Source organism: Borreliella yangtzensis (assembly GCF_014201775.1).
Classification (GTDB): Bacteria; Spirochaetota; Spirochaetia; order Borreliales; family Borreliaceae; genus Borreliella; species Borreliella yangtzensis.
Map to the genome: position 1 here is coordinate 124,827 of NZ_JACHFG010000002.1, position 24,586 is coordinate 149,412.

Sequence of the window (24,586 nt, forward strand, 5' to 3'; positions counted from 1 at the left end):
AGTGTAAATCGGGTTAGTTTATGATTTTTGAGAGAAAATTTTTAATTAAGTACATATATTTTTTGACGTCTTTAATTTTTTTTGAAATAATAATTATTGTTTTTGCGTCTCCTTATTTTTTGATTAGATATATTAGTATTAATAATGATATATCTTTTTCCAAAGAGGATATAATCAGAATTTCAGGAATTAAACCTAATACATACTATCACAATGCTAATGTTAGAGTATATGAGGAAAATCTTAAAAGAGATTTAAGGATAAAGAATGCTAAAGTTGATCTTAAGTTTCCTAACAAAATTAACATTAAAATAGAGAAAAGAATACCTGTTGCTGTTGCTTTAGAAAACGCAAATGGTAATATTACTTATTATTGTATTGCATCAGATGGTGTAATTTTGGAAAAAAGCAAGTATTTAACCTACGATTTACCTATAATTAGCGGATTAGTTTTGAATGACAATAATGTAGGAGATTTTCTAGAGGATAGAATGCTTAATGTTGTAAGAGGCCTTGATTATCTTAAAATAAATCAAAAATATTTGTATAATTTAATATCAGAGATCAATTTTTTAAAATTGAATTTCTATGATTACAATGTAATTTTGTATATTAAAAGTATATATAATAAAATATTGATAACAGTTGATATGGATTTAATGGATGTAATGCATAAAGTGTTTCTTGCAATTGATTTGCTCAAAGGAAAAACCAACGTTATAGATTTAAGAAGTGGTGATATCATTTTGTTAGGAGAAGGTTAGTGTCTAGGAATTTGATAGTAGGTTTGGATGTTGGAACTTCAAAAATTTGTACTGTTGTTGCTGAGGTAAATTTAAATGATCAATTAGAAATAGTTGGAATAGGCACTAGTATATCAAGGGGAGTTAGGAAGGGAGTTTTAATAAATATTGAGGCGGCTCTTGATTCAATATCTAATTCTATTGAGGCTGCAGAGCTCATCTCAGGATGTGATATTACATCTCTTTCAGTTTCTATGTCTGGAAGTAGTGTTGAAGGAACTAATTCTCGTGGTGTTGTTGCAATAAATTCAAAAACAAGAGAGATTAACGAAGAAGATGTTGAAAGAGTGATTGAAGCAGCAAAAGCAATTGTAATTCCAATGGATAGAGAAATTCTTCATGTTGTTCCTCAAGAGTTTATTGTGGATGGAATACCTCATATAAAAAATCCAATAGACATGATGGGTATTCGTCTTGAAGGGGAGGTGCACATTATTACGGGGTCTAGCTCTTCTAGTCAGAATTTAGTCAGATGCGTAAATCGGGCTGGCTTTGCCGTTGATGAGGTTGTTCTTGGAAGCTTAGCTTCATCTTACGCAACTCTTTCCAAAGAAGAGCGTGAGATGGGCGTTTTGTTTATTGATATGGGTAAAGGGACAACCGATATTATTCTTTATATCGACGGTTCTCCTTATTATACTGGAGTGATTCCTATTGGTGTTAATAGGGTAACTCTTGACATTGCACAAGTTTGGAAGGTTCCTGAGGATGTTGCTGAAAATATTAAAATAACAGCTGGAATTGCTCACCCATCTATTCTTGAAAGTCAAATGGAAACTGTAATTATTCCAAATCTTGGAACTCGACCTCCTCAAGAGAAAAGTAGAAAAGAGTTGTCTGTAATAATTAATTCGAGGTTGAGAGAAATTTTTGAAATGATGCGAGCGGAAATACTTAAACGGGGACTTTATAATAAAATTAATGGTGGGATAGTTTTAACAGGTGGGGGAGCTTTATTCCCAGGTATTTCTAATTTAATAGAAGAAGTATTTAATTATCCCGCAAGAATAGGTTTGCCAATGAGTATTAATGGAATTGGGGAAGAGCATATAGATCCCAAGTTTTCTTCAGCTCTTGGTCTTGTTCTTTATAAGCACGAGCAGCAAAAATTCAATAAATTAAAGAAGGTAAGCAGTAAAGTTAAAAGAAAAAATAAAATATCTTCAAAGTTGAAAGGTTGGTTTTTGAAAGAATGGTTTTGACCAATCGTGGAGGAAGCGTTGATGAAAGATTATAATATGATTGATAGCAACACAAGAAGGTTTGATTCTACCACAAACCCTACAATTCTTAAAGTGATTGGTGCAGGAGGAGGGGGTAGTAATGCTGTTAATCGTATGATTGAATATGGAGTAAGAGATGTCGAATTTATTGTAGCCAATACTGATCTCCAAGCTCTCCAAACCTCTATTGCTCCCATAAAAATTGCTCTTGGGGCAAAAGTTACGGCAGGACTTGGTGCTGGAGGAAAGCCCGAGATTGGGCAAGCTGCAGCGGAGGAAGACATAGATGTTATACGCAATCATCTTTCCGGTGCCGATATGGTGTTTATTACTGCTGGCATGGGGGGTGGAACAGGAACTGGAGCTGCTCCTGTTATTGCTCAAGTCGCAAAAGAGCTTGGTATTTTAACAGTTGGGGTTGTGACAAAGCCTTTTAAGTTTGAAGGTCCTAAGAAGCTAAGACTTGCCGAGCAAGGAATAAATAACCTAAGGAAATCTGTAGATACATTGATTATTATTCCAAATCAAAAGCTTTTAACTGTTGTTGATAAAAGGACTACTATTAAAGATGCTTTTAAGCGTGCAGATGATGTTTTGAGAATGGGTGTTCAAGGTATTGCTGGCCTTATTATTGAGCATGGAGAGGTTAATATTGATTTTGCTGATGTTAAAAGTATTATGCAAGGCCAAGGCGATGCTTTAATGGGAATCGGATATGGTAAGGGTGAGAACAGAGCTGTTGATGCTGCAACTTCTGCAATTAGCAATCCGCTACTTGAAGAAGTTCGTATTGAAGGGTCTAAGGGACTTCTTGTTAATGTTACTGGTGGGGATGATTTTTCATTGCTTGAACTTGAAGAGATTATGGGAATAATTACTGTTAGTGTTGATGATGAGGCTACTGTAATATATGGCCATGCCATTAATTCAAATCTTGAAGATGAAATTTATGTTACGGTTGTTGCTACAGGTTTTGCATCTAAGAGACAAAAAGAAATATCAAATGTGCCAGAAAATAATACTTTAAGTTCTAAAGAGTTTGATACGTTAATGTCGGGCAATCAAAATATTCCTTCTGGATCTTATGAACATCAAGATTCTTCTTTTGCAACAAAGTCTAAAAATGTTAATTATTTTGATGATGATATTGATGTTCCAACATTTCTTAGAAATTTAAATAAAAAAAGTAGCGATGATTAGATGAAAATTTTGTCGTTAATAATATTTATTAATTTATTTTTATCTTGTGGTAGTGAATCTAAAGAAAAATTGAATCTTGGACTTAGATTAAGAGAATTGGAAATTTTAGGCGGTGGATCTGAATCTAAGATTGAAGTTTATAAAGAATTTATTGAAAAAGAAGATAAAAATATTTTAAAGATAGTTAATTCTATTGATAAGAAAGCTAGATTTTTCAATTTGATTGGTCTTGAATTGTTTAAGCTTGGTCAGTATGGACCTGCTATTGAATATTTTGCTAAAAATTTAGAAATCAATTCTAATAATTATTTGTCTCATTTTTACGTAGGTGTTGCTTCTTATAATTTAGCTAAAAATTTAAGAGTAAAAGATGAAGTTGAAAAATACATAGTTCTTGCTGAAAATTCTTTTTTAAAATCACTTTCAATCAGAGATGATTTTAAAGAATCTCTTTTTGCTATTTCTAATATGTATGTATATGACCTTGATAAGCAACTTGAAGCTAAAAATTATTTAAACAAACTTGAAGATATGGGTGAGGATTATTTTGAATTTTTCATGTTAAGAGGTGCAAATTATTATTCGCTAGGAGATCTTGGTAATGCTATATTGTTTTATGAGAAAGCTAGTAAAAATGCTTCAACTGAAGAGCAAAAAGAAGGTGTTTCTAGGATCATGAGTAATTTGAAGTAATTATTTATGATGAAATTGCTTTATATTGATAATTTGAAATTTTTAAAAAGCAAAGAAAAATTAAAACTTTTTAATAATTTTGATTTTAATGATATTATTAAATTGACGCAAAAGGACATTGAATCTTATCTTTTAAGATCTTTTAGAAGATCATGTAGGCTACCCAATTTAAAATTAGTAGAATTACAAGAAAAAGTTATTCGAAAGACAAAGGCTAAAATTGTTACTTTAGGATCTAAATTTTATCCTAATAGGCTTAGAAGAATTTATGATCCGCCTTTTGCTATCTACTATAAAGGCAATTTACCAAATTTTTCTTCATTGTCTTGGGCTGTTGTTGGTTCTAGAAGAATTAGCAAAACTCTTGCTGAGAAAACAAGAGAATTTTCTTCACATCTTGCAAAAAATGGTGTAGAGATTATTTCTGGATTTGCAGTTGGAGCTGATATTGAGGCTCATATAGCAGCAATAAATGAAAATAGCAGGACATTTGCTGTTATTCCAACAGATATTGATAATATTTATCCTAAGCAAAATCGAAAATATGTTTTCAAGCTTTTAGAACAAGGTGGAGGAATAATTACTGAAACTTTACCGTTTGACAAAATTCAAAATTATTTTTTTGCTAAAAGAAATAGGTTGATTTCGGGCTTATCGGATGCTATTTTTATAACTTATGCGCCCTTAAAATCGGGAGCTTTGATTACGGCTGAACTTGGACTTGACTTGGGACTTGACATTTATGTTTATGATTTAAATTTTTGTGGTGATGGAGCTGTAAAATTGTACAGTTTTGGAGCGCAAGAGATAAAAACTGTTAAGGATCTTTATGCTTTATTGAATATTAAATATGTAGATTCCAATAATATTGAAGATGATTTTAAAGAGTGTTGTAATTGTAAAAATGTATCTGATGTTCTTATTGGAGAGCTTTTAAAAGAGGTATATGAATAGGGGGTAATATGAACTTTAAAGGGACCACAGTTATTGCAATAAAAAAAAATGGTAAGACTGTGGTAGCAGCAGATGGACAAGTAACTTTTGGACATACTGTTTTAAAGAGTAATGCTATTAAAATACGAAAATTGCTTAATGGGAGAATTTTGGCAGGATTTGCAGGCTCAACGTCTGATGCAATTACTCTTTTTGAAAAATTTGAAGAAAAAATTAAGGCAAAAGGTGATGGATTGATTGACATTAAAAGAGCTGCTGTTGATCTTGCAAAAGATTGGCGTTCGGACAAAATACTTCATAAGCTTGAGGCTATGATGCTTGTTGCGGATTCCAACAATATTCTTTTGATTTCTGGTACTGGCGATGTTGTTGAACCCGAAGAGGATGTTATTTCAATTGGGAGTGGTGGTAATTATGCATATTCAGCGGCGCTTGCTTACATGGAGAACAAAAAATTAAGTGCTTTTGAGGTTGCGCGCAAATCTTTAAAAATAGCCGCAAGAGTATGTATATATACTAATTCTAATATTGTGCTTGAGGAGATTGAAAATGAATAAATTAGAAGAGCATTATATAGTTCCCAAAGATGTGGTTGCAGAACTTGATAAGTACATCATAGGTCAAGACGAAGCTAAAAAATTAGTATCGATTGCTCTTGTTAATAGATATATAAGGTCCAGACTTCCAAAAGAAATAAAAGATGAGGTAATGCCTAAGAACATTATTATGATTGGGTCGACAGGTATTGGAAAGACTGAGATTGCAAGAAGACTTTCTAAGTTAATTAAAGCCCCTTTTCTTAAAGTTGAAGCTACAAAATATACCGAGGTTGGTTATGTTGGTCGTGATGTTGAATCTATGGTTAGAGATTTGATGAGTATTGCCGTTAATATGGTAAAAGAAGAGATGTATAGTACAGTAAGAGAGGATGCTCTAGTAAAAACAGAGGAGAGGATAGTCGATAGTCTTTTTAAAGGATCTGGTAATTCTGATAATATAGATCCAAATGAAATAAAAGCAGAAGAAAAGGTAAAAGAGAAACTTAGAAAAAAGCTTAGAGCAGGTGAGCTTGATGATACTACTATTGAAATACAAATTTCTAGTAAAATGCCATTTTCCACAATAGAAATATTTACAGGCGGTAATTTTGAAGAAATTGATATGGGAATTGGAGGGTTATTAGGCAATATATTTGATAGAAAAAAGAAAAGAGAATTGAAGATTAAAAAGGCAAAGGAAATAATTTTAGCAGAAGAGCTTGAAAAATTGGTTGATCATGAGAATATTTCAGATATTGCAAAATCTAAAGTTGAGAATATGGGAATTATTTTTATTGATGAGATCGATAAAATAGCTGCTAAGAATAGGAGTGGGAATGATGTGTCTCGAGAGGGCGTCCAAAGAGATATTTTACCAATTATTGAAGGCTCTAAAGTTAATACAAAATATGGAATAGTTGATACTTCTCATATTTTATTTATTGCAGCAGGGGCATTTAATTTAGCTAAACCTTCTGATTTAATACCCGAACTTCAAGGGAGATTTCCAATTAAGGTTGAGCTTAAAAGTCTGAGTATAGACGATTTAAAAAAAATTTTAAAACAAACAAAAAATTCTTTAATAAAACAATATGTTGCGATGTTTAAGGTTTATAATTTAGATTTAAAGTTTAGCGAGGAGGCTGTAGATAGAATTGCAGAGCTTACTTTTAATATGAATCTTGAGAATGAAAATCTTGGTGCCAGAAGACTTCACGGCGTTATGGAAAGGGTGCTTGCAGATCTTTTTTTTGAGGTGCCAGGTAGTAAGTTGAAAAAATTTGAAATAAACTTGGACTATGTTAATAAAAAAATACAAATTAACGAACAAAAAGATTTAAATTATTATATAATTTAGTTAAAAGTAATTTTAAACGAGGGGGGCTTTAATTTGAATGATTTTGAAAGATCTATAGATTTTTCACATAGGTATTTAGATGTTCTAAGTTTAAGACAAAGCGTTATTTCTGACAATATAGCAAATGTAAATACTCCAAATTTTAAGAGAAGTAAAATTTCTTTTGAGTCAGAGCTGGAAAAGGCTTTTTTAAATAAAAATAAAAATGATCTAAAGTTAATCAAGTCTAGTGATAAGCATTTATCTGGGTTTAAAGATTTAGAGTATTTAGATATTAAGCCTCATAGACTCCTTGATCATTTTTCAATTATGAATAATAATGGCAATAATATTGATATTGATTCTGAGATTAAGTCACTTGTACAAAATCAAATGATGTATCATCTTATGACCAATGTTCAGTCGCATTATTTTAAAAGTATAAATATTGTATTAAAATAAATTAATATTTTAAGGAATGTAAAATGGGATTATTTTCAAGCATTAATGTAGCTTCAACGGGATTGACAGCACAAAGGTTGAGGATTGATGTTATTTCGAATAATATTGCAAATGTTTCTACTTCTAGAACTCCTGATGGTGGGCCTTATAGAAGACAGAGGATTATTTTTGCACCAAGGGTTAGTAATCCTTATTGGAAAGGTCCTTTTATTCCAGATTATCTTGATAATGGTATTGGGCAAGGAGTTAGGGTTGCTAGCATTGAAAAAGATAAATCTCCATTAAAATTAAAATATGACCCAACCCATCCTGATTCAATAAATTTTGGGGATAAAAAAGGTTATGTGGAGCTTCCTAATGTCAATTTGGTTGAAGAAATGGTAGATATGATTTCAGCTTCTCGTGCTTATGAGGCAAATTCTACTGTTATTAATAGTAGTAAGTCTATGTTTAGAAGTGCGTTAGCTATACTTCAAAGCTAAAGGAGAGATCATTGATGGGAATAGATACTTTTTTTACAGAAAATAATATTAATTTGGTTAAAAAAAATCCTTTGCATTTTGATGTGAATCTTTTTGGTTCTTCTAAAAGCATTGCCAAAAGCAATGATATTAAAACATTTAAGGATGTTTTAATAAATACGATTACTGGTGTCAACAAAAGTCAATTAAATGTTTCTAAAGTTATGGAACAAGCTGTTCTTAAGCCTAGTAGTGTTGATGTTCATGATTTTGTAATAGCGATTTCTAAAGCTAATATGAATTTAAGCATTTTAAAGGCTGTTGTTGAGAGAGGTATGAAGGCTTATCAAGATATAATCAATATTCGTTAAGGAGCCATAAGATTTTGAGCAATTTTTTTACTAATTTTTTTGTTTCAGCAAAAGGAATCTTCAAAAAAGCTAGTACGGTTCAGAAAATAGCCTTAGGGTTGATTATTTTTTTTGTTATTCTTGCGTTTGTTTTTTTGATAGGACTTTCTACTAAAAGTCAAAGTATTGCTCTTTTTGGAGTTGAGATTAAAGATCAATATCTATTAGACAGGATATCGCAAAGACTTGATAGAGAAAATGTTAAATATTTTTTAAGTTCCGATGGAAGAATTTATTTAGATGATGAAAAGCTTGCGAAGAAAATGAGAGCAATTCTTGTAAGAGAAGAGCTTGTGCCTATTCATATGGATCCATGGGCTTTGTTTGATATTGACAGATGGACTATTACTGATTTTGAAAGAAGCATTAATCTTAGAAGATCTATTACAAGGGCGGTTGAGCAGCATATTGTAGCTTTAGATGATGTTGATGCTGTTAGTGTGAATCTTGTTATGCCCGAGAAAGCTCTTTTTAAGGAGGCGCAAGAGTCTGTTAAGGCGTCTGTTAGAATTACCCCAAGACCTGGTTCTGATATTATTACCAATAGAAAAAAAGTTGAAGGACTTGTTAAGCTTATTCAGTATGCTATTGAAGGTCTTGAGTCTGATAATATTGCTATTGTTGATAATAGTGGAACTATTTTAAATGATTTTTCTAATTTAGATGGGATAGACAGAATAGACTTAGCAGAAAAGGAGCGCAAATTGAAGCTTAAGTATGAAGCTATGCTTAGGGGAGAAATTGACTCTGCATTAAGTAAAGTTTTATCTGTTGATAGATTTATGATAGCAAGAGTAAATGTAAAACTTGATACTTCAAAAGAAACTACAGAGTCTAAAGAGTATGCTCCTATTGAACTTCAATCCCAAGATCCAAAAGCTTCTTATAACACTAGAAAAGTAAGCGATTCAACTATTATATCTTCTCAAACTCAAAAAAAAGAATATCAGGGGCAAGGATATAGTCCATGGGGGCCTCCTGGTCAAGAAGGCAATACCCCTCCCGAGTATCAGGATTTAAGCGATATTACTGGTAAATATAATGAATCTCAGGAGATTAAAAATGTTGCTTTAAATGAAAAAAAATCTACAAGCGAAAAAGAGCCGGCTAGGATTGTAGGTGTTTCTCTTGGTATTTTTGTGGATGGTATTTGGAATTTTGTGTATGATGAAAAGGGAAATTTCGTAATAGAAAATGGAATGAGAAAAAGAGAATATAAGCCTATGGCACTAGAAGAAATAAAAAATATTGAAGATGTTTTGCAAAGTTCTTTTGAATATAAGCCAGAAAGAGGTGATTCAATAACAGTTAGAAATATATCTTTTGATCGTATGAATGAATTTAGAAAAATAGATGAGAACTATTTTGCAAGTGAAAGGTTTAAATATTTTTTATTTATTGCAAGTATAATATTTTCATTATTAATTTTAGTATTTACAATATTTTTTGCTATTTCTAGAGAACTTGAAAGGCGAAGACGTCTTAGAGAAGAGGAATTGGCAAAGCAAGCACACTTGAGACGTCAACAAGCTTTAATGGATAGTGGTGATGATGTTGGCGTTGATGATGTTGTTGGTGGAATTAGAGAAGGCGATGAGCTTCAAAATAATGCTGAGCTTTTAGCCAGAGAAAAGCCAGAAGATGTTGCTAAGCTCATAAGAACATGGCTTTTGAAAAACGCTTAGAAGGTAGTAATTAATATGGAAGAAAAAAAAGAAAAGGAGATTCTGGATGTTTCTGCTTTAACAGGTAAGCAAAAAGCTGCTATTTTGTTAGTTTCAATAGGTTCTGAAATCTCTTCTAAAGTGTTTAAGTATCTTTCTCAAGAAGAGATAGAGTCTTTGACATTTGAGATAGCAAAGCTTGAGACAATTACTTCTGAGCTTAAAGATAATGTTCTTTTAGAGTTTAAGGAATTAATGATGGCTCAAGAATTTATTCAAAAGGGTGGAATTGATTATGCAAGAGAGCTTCTTGAAAAATCTCTTGGGACTCAAAAAGCAGTTGACATTATTAATAATTTGGGGTCTGCTTTACAGTCTAGGCCTTTTGAATTTGTTAGAAGAGCGGATCCTGCAAATATTTTAAACTTTATTCAACAAGAACATCCTCAAACAATTGCTTTGATACTTTCATATCTTGATCCCCAAAAGGCTTCTTTTATTCTCTCTAGCTTGCCTACAGAGGTACAAACAAATGTTGCAAGAAGAATTGCATTAATGGATAGAACTTCACCTGAGGTTGTAAGAGAGGTTGAGAGAGTTCTTGAGAAAAAATTAGCTTCTCTTTCTTCAGAAGACTACACATCAGCAGGAGGGGTTGACAATGTTGTTGAGATAATTAATATGGCTGATAGAAAGACGGAAAAGTTTATTATTGAGTCTCTTGAAGAAGAAGATCCAGAGCTTGCAGAAGAGATTAAGAAGAAAATGTTTGTATTTGAAGATATCGTTTTGCTTGATGACAGATCTATACAAAGGGTTTTAAGAGAAATAGATGGTCAAGAATTAGCTAAAGCTTTAAAATCTGTAGATATTCCTGTTCAAGAAAAAATTTTCAAAAACATGTCCAAAAGAGCAGCTTCAATGCTTAAAGAAGATATGGAATTTTTGGGGCCTACTAGGCGAAAAGACGTTGAAGAATCCCAGCAAAAAATTGTTTCTCTTATTAGAAAATTAGAAGAACAGGGAGAAATAGTTATTTCAAGAGGTGGTGAAGAAGATGTTCTTGTCTGATAAAGGAGTTTTGTTTGCCTAAGGTTTTATATAAATCGTCAGAAGTTGATAATTCGGTAAAGTTTGAATTTGTTGAGATAGCAAAGCCTGTTTTTGAGTCTTTAGAAATTAAGGAGAAAGAAGGCAAGGTTTACGACATAGAAAGTCAAATTACCAATCTTAAAGAAGAGTTGCAATTTCTAAGAGATGAAAAATTACGGCTTGAAGAAGAGCTTGTTAAAAGACAAGAACTTGCCAAAGAAGAAGTTCAAATTGAATCTAATAGGCTTATTGAAGAAGCTAAAATAAAAGCCAATGAAGTGCTAGAAGTAGCCAAGCAAGAAGCAGATCTTTTACAAAGAGAAGCTATTGATAAGAAGGAATCTATTGAGGCTGAATCTAATGCTGAGATTGAAAGATTGGCAAGAGAGTATGAAGAAAAATTAAAAACAGAACTTGAGACAGCAATAGCTAAGGGTAGGCAAGAGGGATATAGTAAAGGTTATGAAAGCGGTTTTGAAGATTTTGACAAAGTTATGAGGAAATTGCATAGTATAATAGCAACTTTAATCGCCGAAAGAAAAGGCATTCTCGAATCATCGAGTGGCCAGATAATAAGCCTTGTCATGCAAATTGCAATTAAGGTTATTAAGAGAATTACAGATTCTCAAAAAGATATTGTCTTGGAAAATGTTAATGAGGTGTTGAAAAGGGTAAAAGATAAAACACAGATTACTATCCGTGTAAATCTTGATGATTTAGATATTGTTAGACATAAAAAGAGTGATTTTATTTCTAAATTTGATGTTATAGAAAATTTAGAAATCATAGAAGATCCCAATATAGGCAAAGGTGGTTGTATAATTGAAACTAATTTTGGAGAGATTGATGCACGTATTTCTTCTCAGCTTGATAAAATAGAGGAAAAGTTTAAAAATTTTTCATTATTAAGTTAAATATTCAAAGGAATTTTAGTGAGCAGTTTTTTTGGAAATTATTTAAAGCAAGTAGATGATATTGAAACTGTATCTTTTGTTGGCAGAGTGCAAAAGATAAAAGGTCTTTTAGTTGAAAGTTTGGGCCCCCAGTGTGCTGTTGGAGATTTATGTTTAATTGATCAAAGAAATAATAAAAAAGTATGTGCTGAGGTTTTAGGATTTAATGGTCCTTATGTTAGTCTTATGGCATATGAAGGATTTAGTGGGATTGAAGTTGGAAATAAAGTCTATTCTTTAAACAAAGGGCTAGAGATAAATCTTAGTGATGAGCTTTTAGGAAGAGTTATTGATTCTCTTGGTAGGCCTATTGATAATAAAGGGGCATTTTTGAATAATAGATATAAAGAGTTAATTTTTGAAAAAATTAATCCAATTAGTAGAAGTATTTTTGAAGAGCAAATATTAACAGGGGTTAAGGTTCTTGATGGATTTTTACCAGTTGCTAAAGGACAAAGAGTTGGTATTTTTTCTGGTGCTGGTGTTGGTAAGTCTACTTTGCTTGGCATGATTGCAAAAAATTCAAATGCAGATGTGAACGTTATTGCTTTTATTGGGGAAAGAGGTCGAGAGCTTAATGAGTTTATTGAGCATGAACTTGGTGAGGAGCGTTTAAAAAAAAGTGTTTTAGTTGTTTCAACTTCTGATGAGTCACCCATATCAAGGTATAAGGGAGCTTATGTTGCTACTATGATAGCAGAATACTTTAGAGAGCAAGGCAAAGATGTTGCTTTACTTTTTGACTCTATTACTAGGTTTGCAAATGCTAAAAGGGAGATGTCTCTTTCATTGGGAGAACCTCCAGTAGCTAAAGGCTATCCCCCTTCTGTTTTTGTTGAAATTCCAATTTTACTTGAGAGATCAGGTTTTAATGGTAATGGAGGAAGTGTTACGGGGTTTTATACTGTTCTTGTTGAGGGGGATGATTTTACAGAGCCTGTGGCCGATAATATTAAGGCTGTTTTGGATGGTCATATTATTTTAGACAGAGATTTGTTTGATAGGGGGATTTATCCTTCAATAAATGTTCTTAGTTCAACGTCAAGATCTATTCATAGAATAATGAGTTTAGAAAAACAAAAATTAATAATGAAAGCTAGAAATTTGTTATCTGTTTATAAAGATTATGAAGATCTTATTAGAACGGGGATTTATCTTAAAGGATCCAATAAGGATGTTGATTTTGCAATTTCCAAGTATCCTAAGATTATTGATTTTATTTCTCAAGGTATAAATGAGACATTTGATTTTGAAAATTTAGAAGATGAGATGAGGGAAATATTATCTTGAATGATTTAAACTTTAGAAAACAAAAGCTTAATAGAATATTAACCATTAGAACCTACTATCGAAAGTTAAGCGAGAGAGACTTAATGGATGTAAATAAAAAAATTTCAAAAATAAATCAGTTTTCAGATGAAATTCCCAATATTTTAAAAAACTTGAATAGCCCCGAGGATCTTTTTATAAGAGATTATATAGATTGTTTAAATTATAAAAAAAAACAAAATTTTAAAATTCTTGAAAAACTTAAAAAGAATTATAATGAGTGTTATGATATTTATCTAAATAAATATAGGGAACAAAAAAAGATTAAGATATTAATAAAAACTTTAAATGATTCTATAATTAGGAATATAGAAAAGAAGGAAAGCTTATTGTTAGATGAATATGTAAATTATAAAGTTTGTCAAAATCTGAGGATTGAAAGTGAATAATTTTTTATCGTTCTTTTTTAGGGCATTTTTTTTGTTATTTTTAATTGTTATTTTATTTTTATTTGTGTTATTTTCTATTGATTTTCTTGGGATGTATAATACTAAGAGATATTTCCCTGAATTTGTAAGAACTAAGTTTTTAGGAGAAACTTCTTTAGTTTTTGATCATAATTCTAATATAATCCTTGATGAAACTAGACTTGTTAAGGAAAGGGAAGCTATTGATATTAAAAATCAGCAGATTGAAAAGCTTAAAGAAGATCTAAAATTAAAAGAAGATAGTTTAAATAAGCTCGAATTTGAGCTTAAGCAAAAGCAGAAAGATTTGGATTTAAAACAAAAGGTAATAGATGATATTATAAATAAATATAATGACGAGGAAGCAAATATTTTACAGACAGCTGTATATTTAATGAATATGCCGCCAGAAGATGCTGTTAAGCGGCTTGAGGATTTAAATCCCGAGCTTGCAATATCTTATATGCGAAAAATTGAAGAGCTTTCTAAAAAAGAAGATCGTATTTCAATTGTTCCTTATTGGTTGTCTCTTATGGATGCCAAGAAAGCTGCTATATTGATTAGAAAAATGTCTGTTAGTTCATTGGAGTAGTGCCTATATGAGTAATTTATTAAATTTAAGTAAAGCTTGTGGCAATAAATGTAACCTCTTGAATACAATTAAAGGATTAAATTTAAATGTTTCTAAAACGGAGTCTAAAGAAAATAAGGGTTCTTTTTTTAATATTATGTCTTTTGAATCTAAAAGATTATCTAAAGCAAAATTTATGATATTTGATTTTTTAAATTTTATTAAAAATAATGGACTTATTGCTAAAAATTTAAAAAAATCGCCTTTAAATAAATCCTTTTTTTTAAAAAAGCTTGATAATGAGGATTTTGTTTCTGATTTAAAATCTTTGATTGCTAAAATGAATGTTTTTTTAAATTTTGAGGACTTAAATATTAAAGAGAATTTAACATTTAATTTTGATAATTTTGATTTTGTAAGTAAAGAAAAATTTTTTGAAAAAATTGAAAGACTTTGTTTTGCTTTTAATGATTTAAGTTCTTTTTTAGGTTTTGATTTTTCAACTTCCTTGATTGATTATTATAGTCATGCCAGCTTGAATGATGAAAAGAAAGAAAAAAATGTTATTAATATTGATGTAAAAAATTTCAAGAAGAACGATGGTGATCATGATAATTTTGTTTTTTCAAAGTTTGGTTTGAATACGATTGATGGTCAAAATTTTGTTGGTAGTAGGTATAAGGTTAAAGAAATATCAGACGATTCTTTTAAAGGTTTTGTTGAAGAATTTAGCAATTATAACATAAAAAGCTCTAAAGAGGTTGATAATTTTGAGCTTGTCAACAGCTTAAAGCCAGAGTGGAATCTTAAGATTAATAAAAATATTGTGGATAAAGCTAAAATTGTGTTAAAATCGAATAATACAGGAGAGATTAAGTTGGTTTTAAAGCCCAAAGAGCTTGGTAGTATACGAATTAATTTAAACCTTGATTCTAATAACAATTTATTGGGAAAGATCATAGTGGATAATCAAAATGTTAAAATGCTTTTTGACCAAAATATGCATTCACTAAATAAAATGCTTGGTGAGAGTGGTTTTAATGCCAGCTTAAATCTTTTTCTTGCAGGCGAAGATTTGAATTCTTTTTCTAAAAATTTTAAAGATGATTCTAAAGATCAAAATTTTTATTTTGGTTATAATAAATTTTTTCAAATTGAAGAAGAAATTGAATTTGCTTGTGATGTAGATAAGAATGTTAATTTGATTGTTTAGATGGTGGAGTTAAATGAGTAAAATGAATGGTGTTGAAAATGTTTCTAATTTGACTATTGGTAATAAAATTAAAAAAGGATCAGATTTTAAGGTTGACAATGTAGCTAATAAGGTTAACCTTGGTAAGGACGATTTTTTAAAGTTACTTATTACTCAACTTAGATATCAAGATCCTACAAATCCAATGAAGGATAAAGAATTTATTGCTCAAATGGCGCAATTTTCGACTCTTGAGCAAATGGCGAATATGAGCAAGTCATTTGAAAAACTTGCATCTTCTTTAGGAATAAGGAAAGATTTGGATTTGTTGGGCAAAGTAATCAAATTTCAGCATGGTGATGGGGAGATTGTTAAAGGTCGTGTCACAAATATTAAGACAGGCGCAATACCCCAAGTTATGGTTAATGGTAATTATTATGTATATAAAAACATATTATCGGTAGGTTTGGAGGAGTAATTATATGATGAGGTCTTTATATTCTGGTGTTTCTGGGCTTCAGAATCATCAAACAAGAATGGATGTTGTTGGTAATAATATTGCTAATGTAAATACAATTGGGTTTAAAAAGGGAAGAGTAAATTTTCAGGATATGATATCACAGTCTATTTCTGGGGCTTCTCGTCCTACTGATACTCGTGGGGGGACGAATCCTAAGCAAGTTGGATTAGGTATGAATGTTGCTGCAATTGACACTGTTCACACTCAAGGGGCTTTTCAAAGTACTCAAAAAGCATCTGATCTTGGAGTTAGTGGTAATGGATTTTTTATTTTAAAAGAAGGTAAAAATTTGTTTTATACAAGAGCTGGTGCTTTTGATGTGGACTCTGATCGGCATCTTGTAAATCCTGCAAATGGGATGCGAATTCAAGGTTGGATGGCAAGAGATTTAGAAGGTGAAAAGGTTATCAATACAGCTTCTGATGTTGAAGATTTAATTATTCCAATTGGAGATAAAGAGGGAGCAAAATCTACCAAAAACATTACTTTTGCTTGTAACCTTGATAAGAGGTTGCCTGTGATTCAAGAAAATGCAAGTTCGGCAGATATTGCACGTGGAACTTGGGTTGTTAATAAATCATTGTATGACAGTTTTGGAAATGTTAGTGTTCTTGAACTTAGGGTTGTAAAAGATTTAAATACTCCTAATTTATGGAATGCAACAGTATTAATAAATGGTGAGCAAAATTCAAATTTTACACTTGGGTTTGACAATGAGGGAGCATTGGCAACTTTAAATGGACAACCAAGTCAAAAAGGAGATATTCTTCAAATTCCTATAACATTTAATGTTTTAGGAGCAAATGCAGGTGAAGTTGGTGAGCAGCAAACTGTAAATTTAAAATTAGGAACAGTTGGGAGCTACACTGATTCAATCACCCAATTTGCTGATTCTAGTAGCACAAAAGCTATTATTCAAGATGGATATGGCATGGGGTATATGGAAAATTATGAAATTGATCAAAATGGTGTCATAGTTGGTATTTATTCAAATGGAATAAGGCGAGATCTTGGCAAGATTGCTCTTGCTTCTTTTATGAATCCCGGAGGACTTGCAAAATCAGGCGATACTAATTTTGTAGAAACAAGCAATTCAGGTCAGGCTAGAATAGGCGAGACTGGGCTTGCGGGACTTGGTGATATTAGATCTGGTGTTTTAGAAATGGCCAATGTTGATCTTGCAGAGCAGTTTACAGATATGATAGTAACTCAAAGAGGATTTCAGGCAAATGCTAAAACTATTACTACTTCTGATCAATTATTGCAAGAACTTGTAAGATTGAAAAATTAAGTCAAGATTGTTTTTTAAAATATGATTTTTGTAACTAAGCTTAATGGTTTTGGATATTATTTAAATCCTTGTCATATTGAAAGTATTGAAGCTAATCCTGATACTACAATTCTTCTTATGAACGGTAAGAAGTTGATTGTAAAGGAAAAAGTTGAAGAGGTGATCAATAGGATTAAGTTGTATAGGAAAGAAGTTACTTCTTTTGAAAAAATTGTAAGAGAAGGAAATGGGGGCGTTAAATTATGAATTTGGCTAGTATAATTGGGTGGGGAGTCGGATTTGGAGCTATTTTAATTTCCATGGCATTTACTCCCACAGGACTTGGTGTGTTTTGGGATTTAAGTTCTGTTTTTATTACCGTTGTTGGATCTTTTTCTGCTCTTATGGCTTCTTCAGAAGTTATTGCTGTAAAAAAAATTCCAACGTATTTGGGTTTTTTCTTTAGAAGAAATTCTTATGCCAAAATTTCTATTATAAAAATATTAGTAGAGCTTTCGGAAAAGGCTAGAAAAGAAGGTCTTTTGTCTCTTGATGATGAGCTTGAACAAATTAATGATCCATTTTTTAAGTCAGGAATGAGGCTTGTTGTTGATGGTGCAGATCCTGAAGTAATTAGAACTATGCTTTATTTAGAGCTTGATCAAATGCAAGAAAGACATAAAGTTGGTGCAGATCTTTTTAAGACTTGGTCAAAACTTGCTCCTGCTTTTGGTATGACGGGTACTCTTATTGGACTTGTAGCTCTTCTTGGTAATCTAGAGGACAAGTCTGCGCTTGGGTCTTCTATGGCCGTTGCTCTTATTACAACTCTTTATGGAACCATAATGGCAAATTTAATGTTTATTCCTGTACAACTTAAGTTGGAAAAAATTGATTCTGAGGAATCTGCAGTAAAAACAATGATAATTGAGGGTGTTTTATCAATTCAGTCTGGAGATAATCCTAGAATTTTAGAACAAAAATTGATGACTTTTTTAACTCCCAAAGATCGAAGTCATCTTGGTAATAGTATTGGGGGTGAATAATGGCTTTTAGATTTAAAAAGTCTTTGAAATGTGATGAAGGAGCACCAGATTACATGGTGACTTATGGGGACATGGTTACTTTGCTGCTTGTATTTTTTGTTACAATGTTTTCATTAAATGATATTATTTTTCAAGAGAATGTGATAAGGATAATGTCTGCTTCTTTCACGGGTGCAGGATTTTTTAAAGGTGGTAAAACTTTAGATTTTAATAAATTATCTTATTTGAGTAATAGTTTTATGTCTTTACCTTCTACTGTGCGCAATAAACAAGCATCTCAGACTGCTAAAAATAAATCTATGATTGAATTTATTGAGAAAATTCAGTCTAAAAATATTATAGTTAGACAGGAAGAACGGGGTATTGTGATATCTCTTGCAGCAGATGCCTTCTTTGATTCTGCTAGTGCAGATGTTAAGCTTGAAGACAATAGAGATTCTATTCAAAAGATAGCATCTTTTATTGGAGTTTTAAGTTCTAGAGGCTATAATTTTAAAATAGAAGGGCATACAGATAATATTGACACTGATGTAAATGGGCCTTGGAAAAACAATTGGGAGCTTTCTACTGCAAGATCTGTGAATATGCTAGAACATATTTTGAATTATTTAGATCAATCTAATGTTAAGAGCGTTGAAAATAAGTTTGAAGTAGCTGGTTTTGGCGGAAGTAGGCCTATTGCAACAGACGATACTCCTGAGGGCAGAGCTTATAATAGAAGAATTGATATATTAATTACTACGGATGCGTCTTTAAGTTTTCCTAAGGAAATTACGCAGTAATAGTTTTTTTAAACTATAGAGAAGAAATTAATAGGAGGAATTTTATTATGCCAAATAAGGACGATGAAAATTTAGATGTAGGAGATTCTAATGTTGGTAGAAAAGGTGGTTTATTACCTGATATTATAATAAAAATTTTGCAGATACTTGCAATAGGAATATTTACTGTTGCAATAATGATAATTGTTTCTTATTTTGTATCTAAAATGGTGGTAAGCCAAAGTGGAGCTCCTAGTGATTTCCCAGTTTTTTCTAATGAATACTTAGGAAAGCCTCCTATGCTTATATGGTATGAAAGTATAGATGAGATTAGGGGTAATACTTTAGATGTTCCTCCAAAAACTTTTGTTGTAAAGCTTGCTTTAGGGTATGCAGAGAATAATGTTAATATTCTTAATGAACTTGGAAGGCAAAAAGTACGCTTAAAAGATATTATTAGAGAATATTTTAGTCAAAGAACTGGTCAAGAAATAAAGAATGAAAGTCAAATAAAAGCAGAAATTAAGGCAAGAATTAATAGTATTCTTAGAAACGGAGAAATAAAAGAAATAGCATTAACCCAAATTGATATTTTTGATATGTAATAATGTAATAAATTTAAAGGAATTTTAAATGGCAAACAATCCAGGAGCTTTATCCCAAGACGATATAGATAGCCTTTTAGAGTCTATCAACTCATCTGAAAGTTTATCGCTAGACGAATCCCTTTCTAATGTTATATCTAGTCCTACAGGAAAAAAGCAAAAAGTTAAGGTATATGACTTTAAAAGACCAGATAAATTTTCAAAAGAACAGGTTAGAACAGTTTCAAGTTTTCATGAGGCGTTTGCTAGGTATACCACAACTTCACTTTCTGCTCTTTTAAGAAAAATGGTTCATGTTCATGTGGCTTCAGTTGACCAATTAACTTATGAAGAGTTTATTAGGTCAATACCTAATCCCACAACTTTAGCAATAATAAATATGGATCCACTTAAAGGATCTGCTATTTTTGAAGTTGATCCAACCATAGCATTTGCTATAGTAGATAGGCTTTTTGGGGGAGATGGGGATACGATTAAAGATAAAAGTAGAGATTTAACAGAAATTGAGCAGTCTGTCATGGAAAGTGTTATTATTCGTATACTTGCTAATATGAGAGAGGCTTGGTCTCAGGTAGTTGATTTAAGGCCAAGATTTGGGCATATTGAGGTCAATCCACAGTTTGCTCAAATAGTTCCTCCTACAGAAATGATTATTTTAGTAACTCTTGAGGTTAAAATAGGAAAGGTGGAAGGACTTATGAATTTTTGTTTGCCTTATATTACTATAGAACCTATTGTTTCAAAATTATCAACAAGATATTGGCATTCTTTGATTGGAGTTGGAACTACTAGTGAGAATCTTGATGCTTTGCGTGAAAAGTTAGAAAATACAGCGATGCCTTTGGTAGCAGAAATAGGGGAAGTTAAACTGAAGGTAAGAGAAATTTTATCGCTTGACAAAGGTGATGTTTTAAATCTTGAATCTTCTCTAATAAATAAAGATTTAACTTTAAAAGTTGGTACTAAGGAAAAGTTTAAATGTAGAATGGGTTTAATGGGCAATAAAATTTCAGTACAAATTACAGAAAAAATTGGAGATATAAAAGGTTTTGATTTATTAAAAGAGCTTACAGAAGAGGTTGAGTGATAGTAATTTTTTATTATAACTTAAATTATTAAGAGGTTGAATTATGAGTGTAAATGAAAAAAGTGATAATGTAGAAAAGCCGGAAATAAAAGGGGTTAAGCTACCTGATTTAATTGATACTTTACCAGAAGGAGTTGATCCTAGTAATTTTGGACTTTTAATGGATGTTTCTATGCAGCTTACTGTAGAACTTGGAAGAACAGAACGTAAAATAAAGGATATACTTGGTATGTCTGAAGGCACGATTATTACTCTTGATAAACTTGCTGGTGAGCCTGTAGATATTTTAGTAAACGGTAAAATAGTTGCCAGGGGAGAAGTAGTTGTAATTGATGAAAATTTTGGAGTTAGAATTACTGAGATAATTAAAACTAAAAATGAATAATAAGTTTTTATTTTTAGTTTTTTTAGCGTTTTCTAATTTTTTTACATATGCTAATTCGCAAGAGCAAGTAGATTTAGTATCTGATAATTTAGAAAATGAATCTAGCTTGCCAATCTTTGAGGGGGATAAGGCAAATCTTACTAACAATGATAGTACTCAGGCAGTCTCTCTTTTTAATATTTCTGATTTGGTTAAGATAGTTTTATTTTTGCTTATTGCTTTTTTTATCTTTTTTTTATTTAAAAAATTGATTTTTTATTCAAAAAAAAGCAAATATGAACAAAATTCTGATTTGATTAAGGAGCTTGTTTTTTACGAAATAGATATTAAAAACTCAATAAGAATTATAAACATATTAGACAATGTTTATATATTTTTAGTTTCCAGCAATTCTTCTACTTTACTCAAAGAGATTAAATCTGAAGAAGAATTAGAAGATTTAAAACTTAAGCTTAGCAAGATTAATAATTTTTCTAAGAAAGATTCTTTTAAATCAATCTTTAAGAAAATGCTGCTCAAAAAAGAAGAAGTTCCTTTTTCCAGTAATGATTATGTTAAACTTGAGAAGAAAATTGAGACTTCGCTTAAGGATAAACAGGATAGATTAAAAAAATTTTAGAGGGTTTATTTTGAGAAAGTGTTTTAATTTTTTTTTATTTTTTAGTGTAACAAGTTTATCTTTTGCGCAAACAAAATCTTTGCAAGCCACCAAAGGTCTTAATTTTCCGTTTTTAAATTTTGAAAATATTAGTGGTTCAGAAATAGCTTTTTCTTTGCAGCTTTTGATTCTATTAACCATTATTACTCTTTCTCCAGCATTTTTAGTTTTAATGACTTCGTTTTTGAGAATATCTATAGTTTTAGATTTTATTAGACGCGCTTTATCTCTTCAACAATCTCCTCCTACTCAAATAATAATGGGATTGGCGTTATTTTTAACTATTTTTACTATGTGGCCAACTTTTAATGCTATATATAAACAAGCTTATTTGCCTCTTAAAGAGTCAAAAATAAATTTTGATGAATTTTATAACAAAGGAATTGCGCCTCTTAGAATTTTTATGTATAAGCAAATGTCTGATGGAAGTCATGAAGAGATTAGGTTATTTATGAGCATTAGTAATTATGATCGACCAAAAAATTTTAGCGAAGTACCAACACATGTTTTAATTGCAGCTTTTATTTTACATGAGCTTAAAGTGGCTTTCAAAATGGGAATTTTAATATTTTTGCCTTTTATAGTTTTAGACATTATTGTTGCGTCTGTTTTAATGGCTATGGGTATGATAATGTTACCCCCTGTAATGATATCTTTGCCTTTTAAGTTGATTCTTTTTGTAATGGTAGATGGATGGACTTTAATTACTAGTGGTCTTATTAAAAGTTTTATGTAGGGTATATATATGACTGCAGGACACATTCTTTATTTAATTAGAATTTCTATTGAAAACATTATTATTTTATCAGCTCCAATGTTGATTATAGCTCTTATAGTTGGTCTTTTAATTTCAATTTTTCAAGCTATTACTTCAATTCAAGATCAAACTTTAAGTTTTATTCCAAAGATTATTGTTATACTTTTAACTATTGTGATTTTTGGTCCTTGGATTTTAAATAAGCTTATGCAATTTACTTATATTATTTTTAATCAATTGCAAAATGTTTAGTTTATAACTTTAAATTATTATTATATTGTTTGGATGAAATTTTGAATTTGAATTTTTTGGTTTTAAAATCTTTTACAATTTTACCTGTGTTGGTTAGAATTTTTGTGTTTTTAAAATTTTCTCCATTTTTTTCAACAATAAAAATTGGATATTTTAATTTTTTCTTTTCTTTGATTCTCTCTATAATTGTTGTTGAAAAGATTAAAGTTACTTATCCTTTAGATAATATGTTTTCTTTTGTGTTAATTTTATTAGGAGAAGCTATTTTAGGCCTTATTCAGGCATTTTTTGTTAGTATAATTTTTAATGTTTTTCATTTAGTTGGATTTTTCTTTTCTAATCAAATTGGACTTGCTTATGCAAATATTTTTGATGTTTTTTCAGAAGAAGATAGTATGATTATTTCACAAATTTTTGCTTATTTATTTTTGCTTTTGTTCTTGTCAAGCGATTTTTTACTTCGGTTTTTTGTGATTGGCATACATGATTCTGTTTTGAACATTAGGGTTGAACATTTGGTAAATATGAAAAATTCAGAGTTTATCAAGCTTTTGCTTATGTCTTTTGGATTTCTTTTTGAAAAAGCTTTATTAATTTCGTTTCCGATATTGGCTTTGCTTTTACTTTTTTATCTGGTATTAGGAATACTTTCAAAAGCATCACCCCAGATTAATTTATTAATAATTAGTTTTTCAACTTCGCTATTTTTAGGGCTGTTAATTTTATATATTGGATTTCCAAGCTTAGCAATATCTTCAAAAAAAGTGATTGAGCTTTCCTTAGATTCTCTTGCTAGTTTTTTAAAATTGTTTTCTAGAGTTTTAAAATAATGATAAAAGATGAATTTTTGATTAAAAGTTGGTATATTCCCCTTGATTTTTTTTCTGCAGATGATGAAGGAAGAACCGAGTTACCCACTGACCAAAAAAAGCAAAAAGCAAGAGAAGAAGGACGGGTATTAAAGTCCGCTGAAATTAATACTGCTGTTGGTCTTTTATTGTTATTTGCATTGTTTTTTTTCATGCTTTCTTATTTTGCTTTAGATTTAGCAGCTGTTTTTAAAGAGCAGGTTAGTAAGCTTCCTGAGGTTATGAAGATGAGTGTTTATGCTATGGGTTTTGCATATATTAGATCCATCATGGGCTATGTTGTTTTGTTTTTTTTTGCATCCTTAGCTGTTAATTTTTTTGTGAATATTGTTCAAGTAGGTTTTTTTATTACTTTTAAATCTTTAGAGCCAAGGTGGGATAAAATTAGTTTTAATTTTTCCAGGTGGGCAAAAAATTCTTTTTTTTCGGCTGGTGCTTTTTTCAATTTGTTTAAAAGTTTGTTAAAAGTTGTTATAATATGCTTGATATTCTATTTTATTATAGAAAACAATATAGGCAAAATTTCTAAGCTTTCGGAGTATACGCTTCAGACTGGAATTTCTATTGTGTTGGTGCTTGCCTATAAGATATGTTTTTTCTCAGTAATATTGTTGGCAATTGTCGGAGTGTTTGATTATTTGTTTCAAAGATCTCAATACATTGAGAGTTTGAAAATGACAAAAGAAGAGGTAAAGCAGGAGAGGAAGGAAATGGAAGGTGATCCTTTACTTCGATCTAGAATAAAAGAGAGAATGAGGGTTGTTTTAAGTACTAATTTAAGAGTAGCTGTTCCTCAAGCAGATGTAGTAATTACAAACCCAGAACATTTTGCGGTTGCTATTAAATGGGATAGCGAAACAATGCTAGCTCCAAGGGTACTTGCAAAAGGTCAGGATGAAATGGCCCTCGCAATTAAAAAAATTGCAAGAGAAAATAATGTCCCTTTAATGGAAAATAAACTGCTTGCAAGAGCGCTTTATGCTAATGTTAAGGTTAACGAAGAGATTCCAAGAGAATATTGGGAGGTTGTTTCAAAAATTCTTGTGAGAGTATATTCTATTACTAAAAGGTTTAATTAGAGGTTCTA

General features: G+C 30.9%; 30 protein-coding genes. All 30 read left to right on the forward strand.

Annotated elements, in window-relative coordinates; all coding sequences use genetic code 11:
* The first annotated feature begins 20 nt into the window (after positions 1 to 20).
* Genes HNP68_RS02775 through flhB form a run of 30 tightly spaced genes read left to right on the forward strand, consistent with a single transcriptional unit; the run spans position 21 to position 24,578 of the window.
* Entirely contained in the window at positions 21 to 764 is a 744-nt protein-coding gene (locus HNP68_RS02775) for a cell division protein FtsQ/DivIB (RefSeq protein WP_183220215.1), read from the forward strand.
* Entirely contained in the window at positions 764 to 2,005 is a 1,242-nt protein-coding gene (gene ftsA / locus HNP68_RS02780) for a cell division protein FtsA (RefSeq protein ID WP_183220217.1), read from the forward strand. The genes HNP68_RS02775 and ftsA overlap by 1 nt, the downstream gene beginning before the upstream one ends.
* Positions 2,006 to 2,026: 21 nt before the next feature.
* The gene (gene ftsZ / locus HNP68_RS02785) at positions 2,027 to 3,226 is read left to right on the forward strand and encodes a cell division protein FtsZ (RefSeq protein ID WP_006068239.1); all 1,200 of its coding nucleotides are present in this window, start codon (positions 2,027 to 2,029) and stop codon (positions 3,224 to 3,226) included.
* Entirely contained in the window at positions 3,227 to 3,919 is a 693-nt protein-coding gene (locus tag HNP68_RS02790; protein WP_183220219.1) for a tetratricopeptide repeat protein, read from the forward strand.
* Positions 3,920 to 3,928: 9 nt separating this feature from the next.
* Positions 3,929 to 4,873: a DNA-processing protein DprA gene (gene dprA, locus HNP68_RS02795; RefSeq protein WP_183220221.1), complete on the forward strand. Its 945-nt coding sequence runs from the start codon at positions 3,929 to 3,931 to the stop codon at positions 4,871 to 4,873.
* An 8-nt stretch (positions 4,874 to 4,881) separates the two neighbouring features.
* The gene (gene hslV / locus HNP68_RS02800; protein ID WP_183220223.1) at positions 4,882 to 5,430 is read left to right on the forward strand and encodes an ATP-dependent protease subunit HslV; all 549 of its coding nucleotides are present in this window, start codon (positions 4,882 to 4,884) and stop codon (positions 5,428 to 5,430) included.
* The gene (gene hslU, locus HNP68_RS02805; RefSeq protein ID WP_183220225.1) at positions 5,423 to 6,769 is read left to right on the forward strand and encodes an HslU--HslV peptidase ATPase subunit; all 1,347 of its coding nucleotides are present in this window, start codon (positions 5,423 to 5,425) and stop codon (positions 6,767 to 6,769) included. Before hslV ends, hslU begins: the two co-directional genes overlap by 8 nt.
* Positions 6,770 to 6,802: 33 nt before the next feature.
* Positions 6,803 to 7,210, forward strand: a complete 408-nt coding sequence (gene flgB, locus HNP68_RS02810) for a flagellar basal body rod protein FlgB (RefSeq protein ID WP_183220227.1) — start codon at positions 6,803 to 6,805, stop codon at positions 7,208 to 7,210.
* Positions 7,211 to 7,233: 23 nt separating this feature from the next.
* Complete coding sequence (gene flgC, locus HNP68_RS02815) at positions 7,234 to 7,692, forward strand: flagellar basal body rod protein FlgC (protein WP_183220229.1); 459 nt, start codon at positions 7,234 to 7,236, stop codon at positions 7,690 to 7,692.
* 14 nt (positions 7,693 to 7,706) lie between these two features.
* The gene (gene fliE / locus HNP68_RS02820) at positions 7,707 to 8,042 is read left to right on the forward strand and encodes a flagellar hook-basal body complex protein FliE (protein ID WP_183220808.1); all 336 of its coding nucleotides are present in this window, start codon (positions 7,707 to 7,709) and stop codon (positions 8,040 to 8,042) included.
* Between the two features lie 14 nt (positions 8,043 to 8,056).
* Positions 8,057 to 9,766 carry a flagellar basal-body MS-ring/collar protein FliF gene (gene fliF, locus HNP68_RS02825; protein ID WP_183220231.1) on the forward strand — a complete coding sequence of 570 codons (1,710 nt, stop codon included), beginning with the start codon at positions 8,057 to 8,059 and terminating at the stop codon, positions 9,764 to 9,766.
* 15 nt (positions 9,767 to 9,781) lie between these two features.
* Complete coding sequence (fliG, locus tag HNP68_RS02830; protein ID WP_002556889.1) at positions 9,782 to 10,816, forward strand: flagellar motor switch protein FliG; 1,035 nt, start codon at positions 9,782 to 9,784, stop codon at positions 10,814 to 10,816.
* Between the two features lie 14 nt (positions 10,817 to 10,830).
* On the forward strand, positions 10,831 to 11,751 hold the full coding sequence (fliH, locus tag HNP68_RS02835; protein ID WP_183220233.1) for a flagellar assembly protein FliH: 921 nt from the start codon (positions 10,831 to 10,833) through the stop codon (positions 11,749 to 11,751).
* Positions 11,752 to 11,769: 18 nt separating this feature from the next.
* Positions 11,770 to 13,080: a flagellar protein export ATPase FliI gene (fliI, locus tag HNP68_RS02840; RefSeq protein WP_183220236.1), complete on the forward strand. Its 1,311-nt coding sequence runs from the start codon at positions 11,770 to 11,772 to the stop codon at positions 13,078 to 13,080.
* The gene (locus HNP68_RS02845) at positions 13,077 to 13,508 is read left to right on the forward strand and encodes a flagellar FliJ family protein (protein WP_183220238.1); all 432 of its coding nucleotides are present in this window, start codon (positions 13,077 to 13,079) and stop codon (positions 13,506 to 13,508) included. The genes fliI and HNP68_RS02845 overlap by 4 nt, the downstream gene beginning before the upstream one ends.
* A complete protein-coding gene (locus tag HNP68_RS02850; protein ID WP_183220240.1) occupies positions 13,501 to 14,118 on the forward strand; it encodes a periplasmic-type flagellar collar protein FlbB in 618 nt (205 codons plus the stop codon). The genes HNP68_RS02845 and HNP68_RS02850 overlap by 8 nt, the downstream gene beginning before the upstream one ends.
* A 7-nt stretch (positions 14,119 to 14,125) precedes the next feature.
* Positions 14,126 to 15,310, forward strand: coding sequence for a flagellar hook-length control protein FliK (locus HNP68_RS02855; RefSeq protein WP_183220242.1), 1,185 nt, complete (start codon positions 14,126 to 14,128; stop codon positions 15,308 to 15,310).
* 13 nt (positions 15,311 to 15,323) lie between these two features.
* A complete protein-coding gene (gene flgD, locus HNP68_RS02860; RefSeq protein WP_183220244.1) occupies positions 15,324 to 15,767 on the forward strand; it encodes a flagellar hook assembly protein FlgD in 444 nt (147 codons plus the stop codon).
* Positions 15,768 to 15,771: 4 nt separating this feature from the next.
* On the forward strand, positions 15,772 to 17,100 hold the full coding sequence (gene flgE, locus HNP68_RS02865; protein WP_183220246.1) for a flagellar hook protein FlgE: 1,329 nt from the start codon (positions 15,772 to 15,774) through the stop codon (positions 17,098 to 17,100).
* A 21-nt stretch (positions 17,101 to 17,121) separates the two neighbouring features.
* Positions 17,122 to 17,346 (forward strand): flagellar FlbD family protein, encoded by a 225-nt coding sequence (locus HNP68_RS02870; RefSeq protein WP_183220248.1) that lies wholly within the window; start codon positions 17,122 to 17,124, stop codon positions 17,344 to 17,346.
* Complete coding sequence (locus HNP68_RS02875) at positions 17,343 to 18,125, forward strand: motility protein A (RefSeq protein ID WP_183220251.1); 783 nt, start codon at positions 17,343 to 17,345, stop codon at positions 18,123 to 18,125. Before HNP68_RS02870 ends, HNP68_RS02875 begins: the two co-directional genes overlap by 4 nt.
* Positions 18,125 to 18,907 (forward strand): flagellar motor protein MotB, encoded by a 783-nt coding sequence (gene motB / locus HNP68_RS02880; protein WP_183220253.1) that lies wholly within the window; start codon positions 18,125 to 18,127, stop codon positions 18,905 to 18,907. The genes HNP68_RS02875 and motB overlap by 1 nt, the downstream gene beginning before the upstream one ends.
* Positions 18,908 to 18,954: 47 nt before the next feature.
* Complete coding sequence (fliL, locus tag HNP68_RS02885; RefSeq protein ID WP_183220255.1) at positions 18,955 to 19,491, forward strand: flagellar basal body-associated protein FliL; 537 nt, start codon at positions 18,955 to 18,957, stop codon at positions 19,489 to 19,491.
* Between the two features lie 28 nt (positions 19,492 to 19,519).
* A complete protein-coding gene (gene fliM / locus HNP68_RS02890) occupies positions 19,520 to 20,578 on the forward strand; it encodes a flagellar motor switch protein FliM (protein WP_006068597.1) in 1,059 nt (352 codons plus the stop codon).
* A gap of 43 nt (positions 20,579 to 20,621) precedes the next feature.
* On the forward strand, positions 20,622 to 20,963 hold the full coding sequence (fliN, locus tag HNP68_RS02895) for a flagellar motor switch protein FliN (RefSeq protein WP_183220258.1): 342 nt from the start codon (positions 20,622 to 20,624) through the stop codon (positions 20,961 to 20,963).
* Positions 20,956 to 21,582: a flagella biosynthesis regulatory protein FliZ gene (locus HNP68_RS02900; protein WP_183220260.1), complete on the forward strand. Its 627-nt coding sequence runs from the start codon at positions 20,956 to 20,958 to the stop codon at positions 21,580 to 21,582. Before fliN ends, HNP68_RS02900 begins: the two co-directional genes overlap by 8 nt.
* A 10-nt stretch (positions 21,583 to 21,592) precedes the next feature.
* Entirely contained in the window at positions 21,593 to 22,357 is a 765-nt protein-coding gene (gene fliP, locus HNP68_RS02905; protein WP_183220262.1) for a flagellar type III secretion system pore protein FliP, read from the forward strand.
* A 9-nt stretch (positions 22,358 to 22,366) separates the two neighbouring features.
* Positions 22,367 to 22,630 (forward strand): flagellar biosynthesis protein FliQ, encoded by a 264-nt coding sequence (gene fliQ / locus HNP68_RS02910; protein WP_183220264.1) that lies wholly within the window; start codon positions 22,367 to 22,369, stop codon positions 22,628 to 22,630.
* 41 nt (positions 22,631 to 22,671) lie between these two features.
* The gene (fliR, locus tag HNP68_RS02915; RefSeq protein WP_183220265.1) at positions 22,672 to 23,460 is read left to right on the forward strand and encodes a flagellar biosynthetic protein FliR; all 789 of its coding nucleotides are present in this window, start codon (positions 22,672 to 22,674) and stop codon (positions 23,458 to 23,460) included.
* Entirely contained in the window at positions 23,460 to 24,578 is a 1,119-nt protein-coding gene (gene flhB, locus HNP68_RS02920) for a flagellar biosynthesis protein FlhB (protein ID WP_183220268.1), read from the forward strand. The genes fliR and flhB overlap by 1 nt, the downstream gene beginning before the upstream one ends.
* Positions 24,579 to 24,586: the final 8 nt, after the last annotated feature.

Bases quoted from the DNA above. Each gene is read 5' to 3' on its own strand.
- HNP68_RS02775 (WP_183220215.1), top strand. From the start codon at position 21: ATGATTTTTGAGAGAAAATTTTTAATTAAGTACATATATTTTTTGACG.
- ftsZ (WP_006068239.1), top strand. From the start codon at position 2,027: ATGAAAGATTATAATATGATTGATAGCAACACAAGAAGGTTTGATTCT.
- HNP68_RS02790 (WP_183220219.1), top strand. From the start codon at position 3,227: ATGAAAATTTTGTCGTTAATAATATTTATTAATTTATTTTTATCTTGT.
- dprA (WP_183220221.1), top strand. From the start codon at position 3,929: ATGAAATTGCTTTATATTGATAATTTGAAATTTTTAAAAAGCAAAGAA.
- hslV (WP_183220223.1), top strand. From the start codon at position 4,882: ATGAACTTTAAAGGGACCACAGTTATTGCAATAAAAAAAAATGGTAAG.
- hslU (WP_183220225.1), top strand. From the start codon at position 5,423: ATGAATAAATTAGAAGAGCATTATATAGTTCCCAAAGATGTGGTTGCA.
- flgC (WP_183220229.1), top strand. From the start codon at position 7,234: ATGGGATTATTTTCAAGCATTAATGTAGCTTCAACGGGATTGACAGCA.
- fliE (WP_183220808.1), top strand. From the start codon at position 7,707: ATGGGAATAGATACTTTTTTTACAGAAAATAATATTAATTTGGTTAAA.
- fliG (WP_002556889.1), top strand. From the start codon at position 9,782: ATGGAAGAAAAAAAAGAAAAGGAGATTCTGGATGTTTCTGCTTTAACA.
- HNP68_RS02855 (WP_183220242.1), top strand. From the start codon at position 14,126: ATGAGTAATTTATTAAATTTAAGTAAAGCTTGTGGCAATAAATGTAAC.
- flgD (WP_183220244.1), top strand. From the start codon at position 15,324: ATGAGTAAAATGAATGGTGTTGAAAATGTTTCTAATTTGACTATTGGT.
- flgE (WP_183220246.1), top strand. From the start codon at position 15,772: ATGATGAGGTCTTTATATTCTGGTGTTTCTGGGCTTCAGAATCATCAA.
- HNP68_RS02870 (WP_183220248.1), top strand. From the start codon at position 17,122: ATGATTTTTGTAACTAAGCTTAATGGTTTTGGATATTATTTAAATCCT.
- HNP68_RS02875 (WP_183220251.1), top strand. From the start codon at position 17,343: ATGAATTTGGCTAGTATAATTGGGTGGGGAGTCGGATTTGGAGCTATT.
- motB (WP_183220253.1), top strand. From the start codon at position 18,125: ATGGCTTTTAGATTTAAAAAGTCTTTGAAATGTGATGAAGGAGCACCA.
- fliL (WP_183220255.1), top strand. From the start codon at position 18,955: ATGCCAAATAAGGACGATGAAAATTTAGATGTAGGAGATTCTAATGTT.
- fliM (WP_006068597.1), top strand. From the start codon at position 19,520: ATGGCAAACAATCCAGGAGCTTTATCCCAAGACGATATAGATAGCCTT.
- fliN (WP_183220258.1), top strand. From the start codon at position 20,622: ATGAGTGTAAATGAAAAAAGTGATAATGTAGAAAAGCCGGAAATAAAA.
- HNP68_RS02900 (WP_183220260.1), top strand. From the start codon at position 20,956: ATGAATAATAAGTTTTTATTTTTAGTTTTTTTAGCGTTTTCTAATTTT.
- fliQ (WP_183220264.1), top strand. From the start codon at position 22,367: ATGACTGCAGGACACATTCTTTATTTAATTAGAATTTCTATTGAAAAC.
- flhB (WP_183220268.1), top strand. From the start codon at position 23,460: ATGATAAAAGATGAATTTTTGATTAAAAGTTGGTATATTCCCCTTGAT.